Source organism: Psychrobacillus psychrotolerans, from assembly GCF_900115805.1.
In the GTDB taxonomy this organism is placed as follows: Bacteria; Bacillota; Bacilli; order Bacillales_A; family Planococcaceae; genus Psychrobacillus; species Psychrobacillus psychrotolerans.
In genome coordinates, this window is sequence record NZ_FOXU01000001.1 from 55,287 (window position 1) to 71,986 (window position 16,700).

At 33.5% G+C, this 16,700-nt stretch carries 25 protein-coding genes and 2 pseudogenes; 23 read left to right on the plus strand and 4 right to left on the minus strand.

Annotated features, from left to right (window positions below):
* The first annotated feature begins 5 nt into the window (after window positions 1-5).
* The 3 genes from BM260_RS00365 to BM260_RS18270 are packed head-to-tail and all read left to right on the plus strand — an operon-like array spanning window position 6 to window position 1,181.
* The gene (locus tag BM260_RS00365; protein ID WP_093533894.1) at window positions 6-458 is read left to right on the plus strand and encodes a MarR family winged helix-turn-helix transcriptional regulator; all 453 of its coding nucleotides are present in this window, start codon (window positions 6-8) and stop codon (window positions 456-458) included.
* A 25-nt stretch (window positions 459-483) separates the two neighbouring features.
* Entirely contained in the window at window positions 484-993 is a 510-nt protein-coding gene (locus BM260_RS00370) for a GNAT family N-acetyltransferase (RefSeq protein ID WP_093533896.1), read from the plus strand.
* A 26-nt stretch (window positions 994-1,019) separates the two neighbouring features.
* Window positions 1,020-1,181, plus strand: coding sequence for a hypothetical protein (locus tag BM260_RS18270; RefSeq protein WP_175496135.1), 162 nt, complete (start codon window positions 1,020-1,022; stop codon window positions 1,179-1,181).
* 273 nt (window positions 1,182-1,454) lie between these two features.
* Here BM260_RS18270 and BM260_RS18275 read toward each other — a convergent pair whose 3' ends face one another.
* The 3 genes and pseudogenes from BM260_RS18275 to BM260_RS00385 form a co-directional block, all read right to left on the minus strand.
* Window positions 1,455-1,604 carry a hypothetical protein gene (locus BM260_RS18275; RefSeq protein ID WP_175496136.1) on the minus strand — a complete coding sequence of 50 codons (150 nt, stop codon included), beginning with the start codon at window positions 1,602-1,604 and terminating at the stop codon, window positions 1,455-1,457.
* 450 nt (window positions 1,605-2,054) lie between these two features.
* A pseudogene (locus BM260_RS00380) lies at window positions 2,055-2,453 on the minus strand (DinB family protein); the annotation flags it as partial.
* A gap of 184 nt (window positions 2,454-2,637) precedes the next feature.
* On the minus strand, window positions 2,638-3,000 hold the full coding sequence (locus BM260_RS00385; protein ID WP_093533902.1) for a VOC family protein: 363 nt from the start codon (window positions 2,998-3,000) through the stop codon (window positions 2,638-2,640).
* A 123-nt stretch (window positions 3,001-3,123) separates the two neighbouring features.
* Here BM260_RS00385 and BM260_RS00390 point away from each other — a divergent pair, with 123 nt between their 5' ends.
* The gene (locus BM260_RS00390) at window positions 3,124-3,252 is read left to right on the plus strand and encodes a sigma factor-like helix-turn-helix DNA-binding protein (protein WP_093533904.1); all 129 of its coding nucleotides are present in this window, start codon (window positions 3,124-3,126) and stop codon (window positions 3,250-3,252) included.
* A gap of 350 nt (window positions 3,253-3,602) precedes the next feature.
* On the plus strand, window positions 3,603-3,785 hold the full coding sequence (locus tag BM260_RS18280) for a hypothetical protein (protein WP_093533906.1): 183 nt from the start codon (window positions 3,603-3,605) through the stop codon (window positions 3,783-3,785).
* Between the two features lie 315 nt (window positions 3,786-4,100).
* On the opposite strand, the gene BM260_RS00400 is transcribed toward BM260_RS18280, so the two are convergent.
* Window positions 4,101-4,535 (minus strand): hypothetical protein, encoded by a 435-nt coding sequence (locus tag BM260_RS00400; protein WP_093533908.1) that lies wholly within the window; start codon window positions 4,533-4,535, stop codon window positions 4,101-4,103.
* A 254-nt stretch (window positions 4,536-4,789) separates the two neighbouring features.
* On the opposite strand from BM260_RS00400, the pseudogene BM260_RS18575 reads away from it, so the two are divergent.
* The 18 genes and pseudogenes from BM260_RS18575 to BM260_RS00490 form a co-directional block, all read left to right on the plus strand.
* Window positions 4,790-4,990 (plus strand): annotated as a pseudogene (locus tag BM260_RS18575) (Lrp/AsnC ligand binding domain-containing protein); the annotation flags it as partial.
* Between the two features lie 296 nt (window positions 4,991-5,286).
* The gene (locus BM260_RS00410; RefSeq protein ID WP_093533910.1) at window positions 5,287-5,733 is read left to right on the plus strand and encodes a MarR family winged helix-turn-helix transcriptional regulator; all 447 of its coding nucleotides are present in this window, start codon (window positions 5,287-5,289) and stop codon (window positions 5,731-5,733) included.
* A 90-nt stretch (window positions 5,734-5,823) separates the two neighbouring features.
* A complete protein-coding gene (locus BM260_RS00415; protein WP_093533912.1) occupies window positions 5,824-7,203 on the plus strand; it encodes an NAD(P)-binding domain-containing protein in 1,380 nt (459 codons plus the stop codon).
* Window positions 7,204-7,863: 660 nt separating this feature from the next.
* Window positions 7,864-8,148, plus strand: a complete 285-nt coding sequence (locus BM260_RS00420; protein ID WP_093535633.1) for a hypothetical protein — start codon at window positions 7,864-7,866, stop codon at window positions 8,146-8,148.
* A 147-nt stretch (window positions 8,149-8,295) separates the two neighbouring features.
* Window positions 8,296-8,697: a hypothetical protein gene (locus BM260_RS00425; protein ID WP_093533914.1), complete on the plus strand. Its 402-nt coding sequence runs from the start codon at window positions 8,296-8,298 to the stop codon at window positions 8,695-8,697.
* 136 nt (window positions 8,698-8,833) lie between these two features.
* The gene (locus BM260_RS00430) at window positions 8,834-9,157 is read left to right on the plus strand and encodes a hypothetical protein (RefSeq protein ID WP_093533916.1); all 324 of its coding nucleotides are present in this window, start codon (window positions 8,834-8,836) and stop codon (window positions 9,155-9,157) included.
* 201 nt (window positions 9,158-9,358) lie between these two features.
* A complete protein-coding gene (locus BM260_RS00435) occupies window positions 9,359-9,907 on the plus strand; it encodes a nucleoside/nucleotide kinase family protein (protein ID WP_093533918.1) in 549 nt (182 codons plus the stop codon).
* A gap of 134 nt (window positions 9,908-10,041) precedes the next feature.
* Window positions 10,042-10,671, plus strand: a complete 630-nt coding sequence (locus BM260_RS00440) for a LysE family transporter (RefSeq protein WP_093533920.1) — start codon at window positions 10,042-10,044, stop codon at window positions 10,669-10,671.
* Between the two features lie 364 nt (window positions 10,672-11,035).
* Window positions 11,036-11,677 (plus strand): hypothetical protein, encoded by a 642-nt coding sequence (locus BM260_RS00445; protein WP_093533922.1) that lies wholly within the window; start codon window positions 11,036-11,038, stop codon window positions 11,675-11,677.
* Window positions 11,678-11,745: 68 nt separating this feature from the next.
* A complete protein-coding gene (locus BM260_RS00450) occupies window positions 11,746-12,069 on the plus strand; it encodes a hypothetical protein (RefSeq protein ID WP_093533924.1) in 324 nt (107 codons plus the stop codon).
* A gap of 184 nt (window positions 12,070-12,253) precedes the next feature.
* Window positions 12,254-13,027, plus strand: coding sequence for a hypothetical protein (locus BM260_RS00455; RefSeq protein ID WP_093533926.1), 774 nt, complete (start codon window positions 12,254-12,256; stop codon window positions 13,025-13,027).
* A gap of 129 nt (window positions 13,028-13,156) precedes the next feature.
* Entirely contained in the window at window positions 13,157-13,813 is a 657-nt protein-coding gene (locus BM260_RS00460) for a Type 1 glutamine amidotransferase-like domain-containing protein (RefSeq protein WP_093533928.1), read from the plus strand.
* Between the two features lie 186 nt (window positions 13,814-13,999).
* Window positions 14,000-14,263: a hypothetical protein gene (locus BM260_RS00465; RefSeq protein WP_093533930.1), complete on the plus strand. Its 264-nt coding sequence runs from the start codon at window positions 14,000-14,002 to the stop codon at window positions 14,261-14,263.
* Window positions 14,264-14,386: 123 nt separating this feature from the next.
* Window positions 14,387-14,812 carry a GNAT family N-acetyltransferase gene (locus BM260_RS00470; RefSeq protein WP_093533932.1) on the plus strand — a complete coding sequence of 142 codons (426 nt, stop codon included), beginning with the start codon at window positions 14,387-14,389 and terminating at the stop codon, window positions 14,810-14,812.
* 396 nt (window positions 14,813-15,208) lie between these two features.
* On the plus strand, window positions 15,209-15,469 hold the full coding sequence (locus BM260_RS00475) for a metal-sensitive transcriptional regulator (RefSeq protein ID WP_093533934.1): 261 nt from the start codon (window positions 15,209-15,211) through the stop codon (window positions 15,467-15,469).
* 49 nt (window positions 15,470-15,518) lie between these two features.
* The gene (locus BM260_RS00480) at window positions 15,519-15,995 is read left to right on the plus strand and encodes a DsrE/DsrF/DrsH-like family protein (RefSeq protein WP_093533936.1); all 477 of its coding nucleotides are present in this window, start codon (window positions 15,519-15,521) and stop codon (window positions 15,993-15,995) included.
* A 12-nt stretch (window positions 15,996-16,007) separates the two neighbouring features.
* Window positions 16,008-16,349: a rhodanese-like domain-containing protein gene (locus BM260_RS00485; RefSeq protein ID WP_093533938.1), complete on the plus strand. Its 342-nt coding sequence runs from the start codon at window positions 16,008-16,010 to the stop codon at window positions 16,347-16,349.
* A gap of 12 nt (window positions 16,350-16,361) precedes the next feature.
* On the plus strand, window positions 16,362-16,658 hold the full coding sequence (locus BM260_RS00490) for a rhodanese-like domain-containing protein (RefSeq protein WP_093533940.1): 297 nt from the start codon (window positions 16,362-16,364) through the stop codon (window positions 16,656-16,658).
* Window positions 16,659-16,700: the final 42 nt, after the last annotated feature.

Consider the following 16,700-nt stretch of genomic DNA (forward strand, 5'->3'; position numbering starts at 1 on the left):
TATTTATGAAAGAAATTTTGCGTGAAATTGGCATGATTGCTAGGGCATTGGATTCCATCAGCAACATAGAATTCAAAGAGTTTGAACTAACAAAAGGTCAGTACTTGTACCTGGTGAGGATTTGTGAGAACCCTGGAATTATCCAGGAACAGTTAGTAGAGATGATTAAAGTGGACCGGTCTACGGCAACTCGTGCTATCCAAAAACTAGAGTTGAACGGCTTTATTGAGAAAAAAGGTGCCGCGAACAATAAAAAGATCAAAAAACTATATTCAACGAAGAAAGGGAATACGGTCTACCCATTCATTAAAAGAGAAAATGAATACTCCAACCATGTTGCATTAGAAGGATTTTCTGAAAAAGAAGCAGAAACCACATTCGATTTTTTGCACCGAATCAGAAAAAATATCGAAAAAGACTGGGAATTAGTTAAAAAGGGAAACAAAAGAAACTATTAATATACTAAAGGAGTTGCCTTGTTTAATGACGATAAAGAAATGTACTCTTGAAGATTCACTTAACCTCCAAGCCATCAGTGTGGAAACCTTTACTGAGACTTTTAAGGACCATAATTCCCCTGAACACCTAAATGCCTATTTGGAAAGGGCATACAACGTGAACCAACTAAAACAAGAATTAACTAATCAGTCTTCACAATTCTTTTTTGTTTATTATAATCAGGAAGTCGCTGGATACCTCAAAACTAATACTGGTGATGCCCAATCGGAAGCAATGGGTGATGACTCACTTGAAGTCGAGCGTATTTATGTGAAGAAGAAATTCCAAAAACATGGGTTAGGGAAGCATCTACTCAATAAAGCAGTGGAAATCGCGAAAGTACAGAAGAAAGAGAAAATCTGGCTTGGCGTATGGGAAGAAAATGAAAATGCCATTGCGTTCTATAAGAAAAAAGGGTTTTTGCAAACGGGTGCTCACTCTTTTTATATGGGCGATGATGAGCAAGTGGACTTGATCATGACCAAAATACTCTGATATTATTTTGTGAAAGGGAGAACGTAGTGTATATCGCGAACTTTCCAGATAAAGTATCTATTATTCGAACCCTGCTAAATTGGATAGATGAACCGCCTACGGACCGTAAAGCTGTATATGAGTTGTTTAAAAGTGAAGGGGAGTGGGCAAGTGTAAACTTTACACTTGAAGCAAATATTTCTTATTAAACGAACAGGCTTTACTTCAAGAAGAGGTAAAGCCGTTTTTTAATGGGCTAACGTAAGCAGTTTAGTTTAAGAAGGAATTCTGAGGACGATTGGTGAAATAACTAATCAGTATATTCAAAAGTTAATTATTTTGATTGGGGTGAGTAACATAATTATTCGAAAGCTTATCTCCGTGGTAATAGCTTGTGTCTTGGTTATGGTAAGTTTTTCATTCTCAGGACAGACAGGTCTTGCAATCATAGTTGGTATTTATCTATTTCCAATTCTTTTAATTTATGGAGTACCAGCATCTGTTTTCTCTGATTTCGTTACAAAAAAACTAAAGTCTTTTCCTAGAGTAATTTTGGCATTAATTATGCACTTATTCTTAGCTGCTTTGTTTGTTGTAACTCCAGCTTTACTTTCTGGTAGCGAAATATTCAACTTTTACTTCATTATTTCTCTTTTATCTTCTTTTTTGTTCTACTGTAGTGATGAATTTCTTAGGTCAAAATTTGCCAAATACTTGTATCAGAAGGTTTTTTTGTCTGAAAGAGCTAAAGAGTTATGTAAAAAGATTGGGAACTTAAGAATTTAGAGAGGTTGTATCATCTTGTTTAACGAACGTTATCGAAAGGGAATAAGACAGCTTTTCTTATTGAATGAAAGTCGCTGGTAAGTCAATAATACTGACGAGCGAAACTATTGATAACTATAAAACATAAATAATCTATTAAGGAACGATGGAAGCAATGACTGAAATGAATAAAAGGACGGTATTATGGATTAATAAAAAGCCCAATTTCTCAATTTAATACTGAGGAATCAGGGTTTTATTTGATGTACAATCGTTTTGTTGCGTGCGAAATCAAGCAATTCTAGCAGTATCTTTTATAAATATGAGCGCCTAGCTGGGAGAGAAGGACATTGTTGATCTAATTGTGCTTCCTGAAGGGATGTTAATGAAGATTGTAAGGCATCATGGACGTGAAACGTTCGACTCATTGTTTCTTGCCAAGCCTCTTCCTCATTAAGTCCACCTTGGACAAATGTGTCATCATTATTTTGTGGAACAACAAATGTGTCATCTTGAAGTAAGCGGGAAAGTAAACGCTCTTTAAAGATTAGTAAATGGTTTACATTTTCCCAAATCGTATTAGTGGCCATTCCATCAGGTTTCCAACATGCTTGTGCAGCGGTAAGATTCTTTAACGCTTCTGATATTGGTGGGTACCATTCTTCTTCGTAAAAAACTTGGTTGACTCCATTTTGCAAGATTTCTTTTTTACTCATTAGGATAGCCTCCTTTTTGTAACTATCTAAACTTGGTATATTAGTTACCTCCAATTAAAAATATAAAGGTTTTTTAGAAGAGTTATTTTTAATACAAACTATAGAATTCTCTTATAATGCACAAATTAGTAACGGGGAAATTAATTTTACAAAATCCCCGACAACCGTAACACTTTCATACTTGTTACAAATTTTCAAATTGGAGATATTCTAAAACATTTCCGAAAGGGTCTCTAAAACTAATATATTTTCCTGGAGGACAATTAGTTGGTTCGTCTATAACAAAATTCACTTCTCTCTCTTTTAAGAATTTAACTTTTTCATAAATATCTTCAGTTCGCAATCCTAATACAACTCCTGATATATCTTGAGTATAGGTTGCATTATCGTTCTCTTCTAAAATAAGTGGTAACTCTCCGTGAACAAGTGACGCAAGCTTAGGGTTATATTGTTTGCTTAATTCAAAACCTAAAATATTGGTATAAAAGTCGATTGCTTTGTTTAAATTGGGCACATAAATGCTTATAACACAAACTTCACTTTTCATATTAATCCCCCCATTTTTGGTATTATTATATATATTCTATACTCCTTAACAATCATCCTTCTTTGGAAATATATTTTCATCAGATTTACTCATTCTAATGGGCGAGACTTTCCATTTTCCTAATTGTTACTTCGCTTAGAAGAGCCTTATAAGAAAGTTTTTACGTTAAGAGTATTTGGAGAACTTTCTTTTAAACAAATAAGTGAACTCTGTGAGAGAACAGAAAGTTGGGCGAAAGTCACATTCCACTGAGCCAAACTTAAAAAATTCAAGATTTGTTTAAGGAGGACGAGTAATGTGTCACTTAAAGATATTAGGAGTAAAGCTTTTTGTCTTATTGAACTAAAGTAAGTGATTGAAAAGAAGCAGTTTAGTTGAAGAGGAATTTTAACGATTGTGTTGAATAAGTTAATATATGTAAATTTCTGAACAAAATGGGTGTTTTACTTCAAGTCTGGGGTGGCACTTTTTTCTTGATTTAACGCAGGTTAGTTGAAGAGTGTTGTTTAACTTGGGTTCAACAGTGGGCGATTTGTTGAACAATGTTTCAGGAGATGGAAAGGGTGATACTGTGAGAGAAAGAATATACAGTAGTGGTTCCAATGTTTAAATCTGAAAAGCACAATTTAATTGCTGACATTACTTTTTGGATTATAGGTCTTATAGTTATTTATAGTATTATAACTTTCAAACCTCCTTTATGGTTTAATATTCTTTTACCATTATTAATGGGTTTGCCGGTTTTTGTAGGTGTTTACAAGATGCTTAGAAAAGATAGTGATTAAATCGACAGTCGGGGCGATAGTTGAATAAACTTCACTTTTTTGAACAAAAGTACGCAGGTTAGTTGAACGAGGGATTTTAGTGGGAATTATTGAATAGAAAATTGCGAGAGTTTACGAGGATTTTTCTTTTGCAAAGGCGCTAGATAATGGTAAAAATCTTGCAACTTTAAATGAAGGGGAAACAGTCGAACTTCACCAATTAGTAATTGTTGGAGAGTTTAAATCTTGGTTCTCGTTTATGGTTGTAAGACAATTCCCAGCTCATTTTTTATGAACATTTTTAAACCAACCTTTATCTTTACCAATGCCTTTTTATTAATCTTTTAATGTATCATTCTGTTTATATTTGTTTGCAATTGATTCTAAATCTAACTTCTTATAATTTCCCCAATTCACCTTTGCAAACGTATCAGCTTCAAACCTTACTGCTAATATTTCTTCAAAAGGTTCCTTATCGGATTGGTCAGTAAAGGGTGGTGAATACCATTTAATTTCCACAGTTTTCACTTGATCTAATTTCGATAAGCCTGCTAACATTTCCTTAGTTTTCTTTAACAAAGCATTTTTTGAACCCTCATTAATATCTTTGTCGTATATTTTAACTAAGAAGATACCTTTATCTTCATATACTTTATATTCATCTTTGATAATTGATCCAATAGTAGATTCAATAGCGGTAGGTTCATGACTTACGTCACCACATCCAGCTAGTATAAATACTGTTGCGAAAAATACTAATAACTTTTTCAAATAAAAACCTCCGGGTGTATATTTACCACTATTATACAACACATATTAGGAAAACGGAGTGCTTTAGTTAAAGAGATATAAAAGCTGCATAGATGTTCTATCATTCTTATTATTAATTATTATGCTGAGTGTTATAAAGAATGGAAAGTGTATAAATGATTTTTTATCCGTCTAGAAATCACGGGAGCTTTACTTCAAGAAGGGGTAAAGTTTTTTTTCTTGTTAACTAATGGAAAACAGCAAACCATGATTCGTTTATACAATTAATGAATGAACGCAATGAGGTAGTTGAAGCTCACCGCGTATCTGGAGAAGCCTGTTATCATGTAAAGATAAAAGTTAACTCACAAGAGCAATTAAATCTTTTTCTGGATACAATTCTCGAGTATGGGAATTATACTGTACATTTATCCATAAAAGAGATCAAAAAACAAAATCCGGTGATTGCCACATGATAAAAGAATACGGCGAGTGAAATATACTATTTCTTACCAGCTAAATCGGGAAGATAGAGTGTTCCTTCTGATCATGCTGCTTCGTTGAGGGAACGGAATTCACTAGTAGACAGTAGAAATAATTCGAATAAAAATGGTTCCGATCATACTGATGATGGGAATCATTTTTTTTGGGGCTAGGTAGGTTCTAGCCAACCATGCAAGAGAAGATGAAGCAGTTGAGTATTTAATAAATCTTAAAGTCAATTCTTGCACTTTGCAAGTAAACGGTGTATATATTATATAGAGGTGAAAACATGGAAAACAAACGTGAACTATTTCAAGTACTTACTCGCAGATTTGGACTTCTTAATAAAAATTGTTGTTCAGTTGGAACCGTGGATATATCACTGGTACAAAGTCACATTCTTTATGAAATAGATAAGCAAATTACACCATCGATGCAACAAATTGCAGAAACGATAGCTATGGATATAACTACTTTTAGTCGGCAAATTCAGACACTTATTAAAATGGATTTAGTAAAGAAAACACCATCTGCTGCAGACAAAAGGGTATATCTTTTATCCCTTACAGTACAAGGTAAATTTGTCGCTACAACCATTGATGTATCAATGAATGAATACTTAGAGGAAGTATTTTCGCATATGAATGAATTTGAGAAAGAAACAGTTATTCGTTCTATTAAATTACTTAATCAAGCCATGTCCAAATCAAGTGTTTGTTGTACACCTTTAATATAAGCAATTTAAGTATTGCTTTTAAAAATATATATTACTTGCAAAATACAATTAATGAGAACATGTAAATAAAACTTAATGGAGGTATGGAGAATGAAAAACATTGAACTGAAACAAGTAACCTCTGGTGGATGCTGCGGACCTGCTACAAAAAATTATTTAGATGTAGCATCAACTTTAAACAAGGAATTACCAATAGCGATTATAGGTGCTGGTCCTGTAGGTTTAGCAGCGGCTGCTCATTTAGCTAACATCGGTGAACGTTTTATATTAATCGAGTCAGGTGATAGTGTTGGGAGTAATATCCTGAACTGGGGACATGTACGGTTATTCTCGCCATGGCAATACAATATTGATAAGATAGCTAAAAAAGTTCTAGAAGATCATGCTTGGAAAGCACCTGTTTTAGATGACCTTCCATTGGGAAGTGAATTAGTTAACGATTATTTGATACCTTTAGCAAATTTACCTGAAATAAAACCTTTTCTATTACTAAATACAAAAGTTGATTTCATCAGTAAAAAAGGGTTAGATAAAATGAAATCTGCTAATCGTGAAAAATCGTCCTTTGTTTTATACCTGGAACAAAATGGAGTATCAAAAAGAATGGAAGCAAGGGCAGTTATAGATGCTACGGGAACTTGGTCACATCCAAATCCGATAAATGCTGATAATGTTTGGACTAAAGAAGAGAAGGAATTAAAACAACATATATATTATGGTATTCCAGATATTAAAGGAGAGCAAAAGGGAAAATATAAAGGTAAAAGAGTTGCTGTTGTTGGTGGAGGTCATTCAGCCATAAACACGATTTTAGAATTATCACAGTTAGATGATGATGTAGAAATTTCGTGGATTATGCGAAAGAAAACAGTAGAAGATGCTTATGGTGGAGAAGATAAAGATGCTCTGGAAGCAAGAGGGGAGTTGGGAAGTCGTATTCACCAATTAGTTGATGCTGGTCAAGTAAAGATCTATACCTCATTTTTTATTCATCAATTAAATAAAACAAAAGATGGAATCGCAATCACTGGAGAATCAGAAGGTGTTGAACAAACACTTTCTACCTTTGATGAAATCATTGCAAACACAGGTAGCCGCCCAGACTTCTCATTTGAAAGAGAAATCAGACTAAACATAGATACTGCTACAGAAAGCGTCGAAGCACTTGCTCCATTAATTGATCCAAACCTTCACAGTTGCGGTACTGTTCGACCTCATGGGGAAGAGATATTAAGACAACCCGAAAAAGACTTCTATATAGTAGGAATGAAAAGTTATGGTCGAGCTCCAACATTCTTGATGGCAACTGGTTATGAACAAGTTAGATCTATTGTGGCCCATTTGACTGGAGATTTTGAATCGGCTAAAAAGGTAGAACTAGATTTACCGGAAACTGGTGTATGTAGTGTTAGTTTGGTAACACAAAATTCTGCACAATCATGTTGTGGAACTGAGGTATCCAATTGTTAGAGGTGAATTTAAGTGACTGTAAATAACGGTGCTAATTTAGCTAAAGATTATTTTAATTGCTACCAAAAATGGTTAGGGAAGCGGGTACTAATGTTTTAAAGGTATAGAAGTATCAAGTAATAGAGTTCTCAGCTAATTAAATCAATAGTGTAAAAAATAACACCGTTCATAACTAGAACGGTGTTATTTATATAGTATTTTACGTAACTTCTTATTGAATCAAAGTGGCAGATTAGTTGAATAAGCAAGTGAATACCGCATGGCTATGTAGGAATATTTCTAAGTAATAATGGAATGTTCTGAAACCAATAGAAAATTTAACCGTCTATTGATGTAGACGGTAAAAATGGGAGATAGAATTATAGCTTTTATTTTAATTATTCCTAACAATAGAAAGGTGTTATTGGTATAGGTGGATGTATCGAGAAGAACATGAAGTTGTGTCTACCTTTTTACTTGTAAATTTACAAACTGGCGTAGTGATGAATCGTGAAAAGTAAGAATTTCTATGAAGTAAGCATTTGTTCAACTATAAAGTATATTAGTTGAACGAGTGGCGGTCTGTTGGAGAGCTTTTTCTTATTGAACCAACGAAGCAGTTTAGTTAAAGATGGAATACTTATCGTAGAAAATAAGAGAATTAAAGGGGGAAGCAAAGCTATGTGGATAATATTTGGGGCTATTGCAGTAGTAGCAACTCTTATAAATCTTTATATGTATACAGTAGGAAAGGATTATAAGCTCGCTATGGCGATAGGCTTATCATTTACAGCCTTAACACTTTGTTCAGAATACAGTCTTGTATCCCAGTGGGTAAATGTGGAAGATTGGGCAGCTTTATTGGATGTAGTACCTAGTATGGAAAGGGCATTATGGTTTTTGACAATTGTTTCTATCTTACTAAATATAGCACCTATACTTTTAGAAGGAAAAGGTAAGAAATAATTACTTATTGTCACTTCAATTATATGCCAATTATTGTGTTGTTATTTCTGTATAACCTAAGGGAGGCTTTACTTCAAGAAGGAGTAAAGCCTTTTTTCTTACAAACTAACTAGGGGAACTGTGCTAAAAACTTAGTGATTGAGGGGGATGATTTTTGTCAAAAAATTAACTTTAGTAGCTATATTTTTAGTAACCTTATTATTGTTTGCGTGCCAATCAAATAAGAATAACATAATGTTTGTTGGAGAAGATGAGAATTGGTCCTCCAAAGTAACTGTTAATCAGACTGCTAGTGACGAAACATATTATATTCAAATAAACTATAAAGGGCATGGCATGCAGAATATAGAAGCTTTTAGTTACTCTGTTAAAACAAAAGATAACAGTGTATTTGATTTTAGTGAGATTAATACTTCTCTAAGTAAAGAAGGAATATATCAAAAAGATTTACCGATATCGAATAGCCCATCTATAAGTGTAGACGATGAGTTAGTAATAAAAGTAGAATGGAACGGAAATAGCGAAGATTTTTCGTTAATATATAAATGATTCTTTACTAATGGGTGCTTAACTTCACGAAGGAGTATAGATGGTCTAAAAATTTACGAAACCAAGTAATTATTTAATCGTATATATTAAAAGAATATTTAGATATATAAAATTTTATATAAGGAGATAAGTCGTTTTGATCCGAAAACTACTAACTAGTGTTATTACTATTCTATTTTTAATAGGTTTGAGTTTTGGTATTACATATTTTACGCATACAAAATTCATTGACTATTCATGTTTTATTGGTTTAGCCGCTACCGCTGTAATTTGGTTTTTTACTTCTAAAGGTGATGGTTTTAGTACTAGACGTTTGGATATGAGTATACAAGGTTCCACAGGTATAAGAATGGAAGAGAAAAAGTTTGAGTTTTCTCCGAATATTGTTTTCCTTACGTCTGTGACTTACACCATTATAACAACTGCAGCATTGCTTTTTCATTACAGAAGCTATTTTTAAATTCAGAAGGATTATATAGTCCATTCTAACGGATAACAAAACTAGAGAGTTGTGGACTACATGGGGTTGCGGATGTTTAGATTAGTAGGATTTCTTGTTGCTCAAACTGGTGCTTTACTTCCAAAAGGAGTAAAGCATTTTTTCTTCTTAAACAAAGCAGCAAGGTAGTTTAATAGTAAAATTTAGAAAATGGGGGAGTTTATGAAGAAAGCAAAGCATCCACTTGTCATTGCTGTTACTGCGGTTTCTGGTGGTGGAAAAACAACAATAACAACACATTTAAACGAAATCTTGCAAAACTCTAAAACGCTTTATTTTGATGATTACAATTTCGAAGGTCCTAATAGCATTATAGAATGGGTGGCCAATGGATCTAATTATGATGATTGGAACTTGGCTCCTCTAATTACAGATTTAGAGTCATTGCTTACCGAACCCTTAGATTATATAATAATGGACTTTCCGTTTGCCTATAAACACTTTAAAACAAGTAAATTAATTGATTTTACGGTGTTTATTGATACTCCTTTGGATATTGCTATGGCACGTAGAGTAACAAGAGATTTTAAGAATAGTTCAGTTGAGAATATTTTACTGGATATGAATAGCTATATTTCACAAGGCAGACAGGGTTATCTTGAGATGCTTAATACCATAAAACCGAATTCCGATATTATTGTTGACGGGACTTTATCGATATCTGAAATTGTAAGCATTATTTCTCAAAGTATAGTTAATGTATATGAATAGCTTACTTAGAATTTTTTAAAACTAACCTTACAGTTTAGTTGAATGAGGGCTTGAATTAAATATATATTCATCTGTATAATAATTCTTATAAACGGACAGAAGAGGCTATATTTACTTATGAGAGTTGTGGTTATTTGAGCTTGTATTTTGCTTATGTAATGGTAGGGCTTGCCATCGCAATGCCTGTAGGTGCAATCACTGTCGAAATGACAAAACAAGGGTTGAAAAATGGATTTATACACGGATGGGCAGTTGGATTAGGCGGTATGACAATTGATATTACACTAATCATTTTGCTATCAACAGGTCTTGCTTCTATCTTGGCGCTACCTATCATTCAAATTCCCATGTGGCTTATTGGAGCTGTGTTTTTGTTATACTTGGGTTATGATTCAATAAAAAACGCAGATAAAGATATCACTTTATCGGGTGAGAGAGTAACAAAATCTTTTTTTAGCTCATACAAGAATGGTCTTCTTGTGGCTATATCCCCAGGTAATCTAGTTTTTTGGGTGAATGTATTTGGAGTAGTACTTGCAAAAAATTATGCAAACGATGAAAGTCACTTTTTCATTGTTGCGTTAGGGATTTTAAGTGGAATTTTGCTACATGATATTGGATTACTCAGCATTATATCCATCACTCGAAAAGCACTAAATCGAAACATGATAAAATGGTTAACAATAGTATCAGGGACTTTATTAATTGGTTTTGCAGGATATTTTATTTATGAGTTTATTCAAAATGTGAAGTTATTTTTATAATACATTTTCATTGATGAGTGCTTTACTTCGAGTAGGAGTAAGCATTTTTTCTTGTTTTTTTATAGCGTTTAACGACACTCAAAAGGAAATTAATTGATAATGGGATCTGTAATGAAGTATAAAAATGGGAAATACTAATTAAATGTACAACTTAAGCACCTCTTTATTGAAAATCTGGCATAGATTTGAAATAAGAGGTGTTTTTATATTTCAAATCATTGGTTGAGATACCAATGCTAGTTTTAAGCCTCTGTATTATCTAAATATAATAAGACAGAAAAATGGAACTTTTCTAATTCTATAACGTATTTCATTTAACATCAGAATATAAATTTAACTTTGGAAGAATCGTGGTGGGAGTTATATGTCTATTAAACAAATAAAAAAAGTTGGAGGCATCTTATTCTTGATAAGCATGTGTTTTCTGTTTGCGGGCTGTCTGAAAGAAAATATTGAACCCCAAGTAGAAGCGGTTGTTTCCTCAGAAGACAAAAATATAATAGCAGTCCAAGCTGTTCTTGAATCGGAATTTACAGTTCCGAACGAAGAATATTTGGTTATTGTCAAAAATATCGATAAAAAAATGACCGAAATAGGTAGCAACACACCTGAAGCAAATGAAGTAAATGGAGTCGAAGAGTCGGGGGTATCAGACGAATGGCGTGCCTACGAGGACTTAGTGAAAAAAACTTATGGACCTTACTTTACGGATAATGCTTATGATTCCCTTATTTCGAATGTTATAGCTTTTAAATATCATTATGGATATTTAGGCTTTGACGAAAATCTTAGATACAAGATGAAAGTTAGTAATATACAAGTAACAAAAAGTGAGAACATTAACACTCCTAAGTTTTATGACTTTACCGCTCAGGTAGAATATACGAATAATACTGGAGCAGTTTCCCAACACGAAGTAAAAGGTACCGCAATTCTAGCTGAACCAGGAAAAATTGGGAAGTTTGAAATACGAGACGATGGTGGTTTAGGAGAACAAGTCCGGTAGATTCATAAAGCAAAAAGGGTTGTAAATTTAGTCTTTTATTGAAGTAGTATGGAGAGTGGTGGGGTAAGTTGAGTGGAGATGGTTTAGTTTGGTTAATTCTTTTGTTATTGATATTACTTTTTGATGGAACAGCTATCCATTTACACAAGAACAATAAATTGTCTTTATGGATTTCTGGGATCATTATGGTCTTACTTGTTCCAATTATTGGGTTTACAGTAGGGGCAATATTTTTAAAAATTTCCAGAGTGGTTGATCCCACTGATACACACGAAGGTTCAGCATTCGCAGCTGCATTTATCGCAATGGTCCTTTTGGCTAATGCTTTAATTTTCTTCATAACTGGGATAGTCTTAATAATAGTTAGATTTTTCAAAACTAAAAAAAGTTAGAATCTAACGTAATTGCTACGTTGTCAAAATAGAAAATGAATAGGGGCAATTCAGTCCGCATTTAAGGGAAGGTAACGTGATCTATTTTATGTTAATTTGGGAAGTTACACTTAAACGAACGTGGCAGGTTAATTTAAAGGGCTCATGGTCATTTTAACTTGTGTTTTTAGAGGAGTATTTTGGGATGACGCTAAAAATAAACTTAATTAAAGCAATTTCTTATTTAATTACAAAATTAGCTGGTGCAGGGTTCTTATTGTTTGTTATATCTATTTATCTGTTACTTTCGTTTGGAAAAGATATGTACGAATTTGTAGAAGGAATTTCTAGCGGGTTCCTTTGGATAATCGTTTTTGGTTATGGCATTTTGTGTTCGCTATTGATTGACTTGTGGGTATTTAAAGTTCCAAACACCAGTTTAACAGTGAAAATCCTACTATATATTCTAGCAGGTTATGGTTTTTTTATCATAACGCTGGATGTTTCTTTTATGTTATTTGCTGGTACAATCGGAGCGTTATGTTCTTTAATATTTTATGTTGGAACATTATTATCTTTCCGTTTCCAGTCCTTTAAATATGTGTTTTCTATCGTTGTGCCATTAATTATTATCATTCTAATGGATGTGGACTTTACGGAAAAGGAACAATGGATTGAAGTGAAAAGTGAAACTTCATATACAGCAACTTTTGACCACTTTAATGGGAAACATGAAATACCTATTCTAGCAAAGACAGATCAAACTATTACCTTGTCCTATGATTTCAACCCAACTAACGATGGAGGGCATGGGTTTTATATGCTAAACGGAAAAAATAAGTTAGTAGGATTGACTGAGGTTAGTGAGGAAGTGTTGAAATTGGAGGTTCAAAAAGCTGGAGTTTATAGAATGGTTGTAACAGGCGATGATGTAAAAGGCAACTTTAAAGTAAAATGGAGTATAAGTGAAACTTATTAAGTTATGGGGTACGACATACCTAATTACCAGTAATTTTTCTTCTTATAATCAAGGGGATTTGAATCAATAAGAAAATACAGTAAGTGACGCAATGAATATGCATTATTTACACTTGCTACGGAGGTACTTATGAAAACTCACTATTATTTAGGGTGGTTTAACAATTTCTTTCCAGAGAATCTGAGTAGGGTGCTACTGGAGGATATAACTGATAGAAAATCATTGGCTATGATTAGCTCGAATCCATCTATTTATGAAGATGATGGTTCTACGGAACGCTCGTGGCTTGAGCAGGCTGGCATTATGTTTGATGAATATCATTTAATTAATTATCGGGTACAGAAGGAAGAGGCCAAAACGATAATTAAAAATGCATCGGTCATCTTTTTGTTAGGTGGGGATACTCTTAAACAGAATGGTTTTTTGATGGAATATGATTTATCAGATTCGATTAAAAAAAGCAGCGCTGTTGTGATGGGGGCAAGCGCTGGTGCAATAAACATGTCCGCTAAATGGTTATGCTCGAAAAACTTTGGATATAAAGTGGAAGCAAGCTCTGTTTACGATGGGATCGGTCTTGACAATTTCTCCATACTTTCTCATTTTGATCTTGAAAATAACATTGCACTGGTTCAAAAAGAACTATCTCTCCTTTCGGAAGAACTAAACATTTATGCGTCGAACAAAGATTGCGCAGTTCGTGTAAAGGAAGACAAAATAGACGTTTTAGGCAATGTTTATTTAATTTCATATTCAAAGATTCAGAAATTGGATGAGACACTCTAGTTGTACTGCGTGATTAGGTTTAACTGTATTCACTTCTTCAACGCCTATTGTAATCGAGTGTGACTATTGATGTGCCTTTAATATTAATTCAACTTATGCAGCAGATTTTTGCAATTGTGTTAAATAAGATAATCTATGAAAATTATTGTAGAGGTGGGCAATATAAATACATTCCTTAAATGGTTCATGGCATCCTTTATATTGGGGATTGTTGCGTTATTGGCAGTTTTTTTGGTGGCAAGGCTAACTGGTGAAATAAATCAAAGCATCTTGTTAGTTAGCACTTTAACTATATTCGCTTTAATAGTATTTTCGTTATTTAGTAGTGTTAAAGCCAATTCAAATAGAATCAGAAGAGAATTAGTTATCTCCGTAATTTTTGTCATAATTCCTTTATCAGCATTAGTAATAAATGGGTTTATTTTTATTATTTACTTTGTAGGCAAATAAACAATAAACGTTAGTCCGTCAACGTTTAAAACAATTCAAAAGAATTATAATGAAATGAAATGATACAAACAAAATATTTGTTTTTGTAAAATAATGATTCACAAACTTATATGGAGGAAAATTATGAAAATAACTCAGCAGTGGAATCAGGAAGACAGTGATTATATTCGTAAAAAGGTAATTGAACACAATCTTTCTAAGCTACCAGATGAAGTAAAACACCCAGTTAAAAACATTAGCTTTATCCTTAGAGATGAAAGAGAGAAAATTTTGGGAGGCATTACAGGAACGATTTTTTGGTATCACTTACATATTGATTTTTTATGGGTAGATGAATCTCTTAGAGGTAAAGGATATGGTAGACAGTTATTACATAATATAGAGGAAATCGCTAGAGAGAACAGATGCAATCTCATTCAATTAGATACATTTAGCTTTCAGGCCCCAAATTTCTATCAAAGATATGGTTATGAAGTAGTTGGCGTAATAGAAGAACATCCTAATAAAGATAATCAACAGTATTATCTGTCAAAGAAACTTACTTATTGAGGTATCTTGTTCACCTCTAAAAAAGTTAAAAAACGGTCCCTATCTCCTATAAGTTATACTCAATAACTTGGTGTCGGGGGTTCTTTATTGAAACAATTAGCTACCTTTATGGGTAGCTTTTCTTATGAAATTTGGTTGCAGTTTCCGGAACTCCATTTATTGCCTGAGAAATAAAATGGTAAGGGAAGATGAAGTTGAAAGAGAATAATTGAAAAAATTTATACGTTGACATATACCTATAGGGGTAGTAGTATTGATTTCAGTTGCTTCAATCATCTATTTCGCTCGTAACTAAAAGTATTGTTTGAAAGCACTTAAGTTAAAATATTTACAAATACCCTAAGGGGTAGTAAAATGCGAGATAGATGAAGAAATAAATTAAAATGAGGTGAGATATTGGAATACGATGCAAAGGTTACAGCAAGAATGAAAAAGATGGAAGGTCAGCTTAGAGGGATATTACGTATGATGGAAGAAGAGAAAGATTGTAAAGATGTGATTACACAACTAAGTGCAGTCCGTTCTGCAGTGGATCGTACAATAGGTGTCATTGTCACGGATAATTTAGTGGAATGTTTATCAAAAGAGAATGCAGATACTTTAGACAAAAATGCAATAGTTAAGCAAGCAGTGGATCTACTAGTAAAAAGTCGATAAGACTTTTTATTTTTCAAATAAAAAATACCTATACAGGTAAGGGGATAATATGGAGAAGAAAAGAACAACTATCGTTTTATTTAGTGGAGATTATGACAAGGCAATGGCAGCGTACATTATTGCAAATGGAGCAGCTGCGTATGATCATGAAGTGACAATCTTCCATACATTCTGGGGTATCAATGCACTACGTAAACAAGAACCAGTAGCGGTTCAAAAAGGATTTTTAGAAAAAATGTTTGCAAAAATGATGCCAAGAGGTGCGGAAAAGTTAGGCTTATCAAACATGCAGATGCTAGGCATGGGACCAAAAGTGATTAAGCATGTAATGAAAAAACATAATGCTCTAACGCTTACACAGCTTGTTGAATTGGCACAAGAGCAAGATATTAAACTTGTGACATGCACGATGACGATGGATTTACTGGGTCTTCAAAAAGAAGAGTTATTAGATGGTATTCAGTACGCAGGTGTTGCAGCATATTTAGCAGATGCAGAAGATGGTACCGTGAATTTATTTATATAAGAGGTGACATATATGAAGATAGCTATTTTAATTGCAATTGTGGTCGCATTTTTTGTTTGGCGTATAATGCCCACAAAAGGGGTAACCTCTATATCGACTGCAGAGCTTAAAACAATTATTAATGATAATGATAAAGTATTTGTTGATGTACGAACACCCGGTGAATATAAAGCACGCAACATTCGCCAATTTAAAAATATCCCCCTTGGATCAGACTTTTCGAAACTACCAAAGGATAAAGAAATTCTTGTCATTTGTCAAAGTGGTATGCGTTCAAATCAGGCTTGTAAACAGTTAAAAAAATTAGGCTATACAAAAGTAACGAATATCCGTGGTGGCATGAGTGCATATTAGGAGGAGAAAAATATGAAAACAATTCAACCAGAAGAAGTACAAGCGAAAATAGAGGCTGGAGAAGCGGTGAAGTTAATAGATGTGCGTGAAGTGGATGAAGTGGAAACAGGACATATTCCAGGTGTCATTCATATTCCGCTAGGATTGTTGGAGTTTAAAATGAACGAGCTTGATAAATCAGAAGGTTATATTATGGTATGTCGTTCGGGTGGACGTAGTGGTAAGGCAACAGCTCTTTTACAATCGCATGGTTTTGATGTAACGAACATGGATGGCGGAATGCTCGCTTGGAATGGCGAAGTAAAGTAAAGATAAATTTTTTTAAAAATATTAATACCCTAGTAGGTATGG

Bases quoted from the DNA above. Each gene is read 5' to 3' on its own strand.
- BM260_RS00365 (WP_093533894.1), top strand. From the start codon at position 6: ATGAAAGAAATTTTGCGTGAAATTGGCATGATTGCTAGGGCATTGGAT.
- BM260_RS00370 (WP_093533896.1), top strand. From the start codon at position 484: ATGACGATAAAGAAATGTACTCTTGAAGATTCACTTAACCTCCAAGCC.
- BM260_RS00385 (WP_093533902.1), bottom strand. From the start codon at position 3,000: ATGAAAAGTGAAGTTTGTGTTATAAGCATTTATGTGCCCAATTTAAAC.
- BM260_RS18280 (WP_093533906.1), top strand. From the start codon at position 3,603: ATGTTTAAATCTGAAAAGCACAATTTAATTGCTGACATTACTTTTTGG.
- BM260_RS00410 (WP_093533910.1), top strand. From the start codon at position 5,287: ATGGAAAACAAACGTGAACTATTTCAAGTACTTACTCGCAGATTTGGA.
- BM260_RS00415 (WP_093533912.1), top strand. From the start codon at position 5,824: ATGAAAAACATTGAACTGAAACAAGTAACCTCTGGTGGATGCTGCGGA.
- BM260_RS00420 (WP_093535633.1), top strand. From the start codon at position 7,864: ATGTGGATAATATTTGGGGCTATTGCAGTAGTAGCAACTCTTATAAAT.
- BM260_RS00425 (WP_093533914.1), top strand. From the start codon at position 8,296: ATGATTTTTGTCAAAAAATTAACTTTAGTAGCTATATTTTTAGTAACC.
- BM260_RS00435 (WP_093533918.1), top strand. From the start codon at position 9,359: ATGAAGAAAGCAAAGCATCCACTTGTCATTGCTGTTACTGCGGTTTCT.
- BM260_RS00445 (WP_093533922.1), top strand. From the start codon at position 11,036: ATGTCTATTAAACAAATAAAAAAAGTTGGAGGCATCTTATTCTTGATA.
- BM260_RS00455 (WP_093533926.1), top strand. From the start codon at position 12,254: ATGACGCTAAAAATAAACTTAATTAAAGCAATTTCTTATTTAATTACA.
- BM260_RS00460 (WP_093533928.1), top strand. From the start codon at position 13,157: ATGAAAACTCACTATTATTTAGGGTGGTTTAACAATTTCTTTCCAGAG.
- BM260_RS00465 (WP_093533930.1), top strand. From the start codon at position 14,000: ATGGCATCCTTTATATTGGGGATTGTTGCGTTATTGGCAGTTTTTTTG.
- BM260_RS00470 (WP_093533932.1), top strand. From the start codon at position 14,387: ATGAAAATAACTCAGCAGTGGAATCAGGAAGACAGTGATTATATTCGT.
- BM260_RS00480 (WP_093533936.1), top strand. From the start codon at position 15,519: ATGGAGAAGAAAAGAACAACTATCGTTTTATTTAGTGGAGATTATGAC.
- BM260_RS00485 (WP_093533938.1), top strand. From the start codon at position 16,008: ATGAAGATAGCTATTTTAATTGCAATTGTGGTCGCATTTTTTGTTTGG.
- BM260_RS00490 (WP_093533940.1), top strand. From the start codon at position 16,362: ATGAAAACAATTCAACCAGAAGAAGTACAAGCGAAAATAGAGGCTGGA.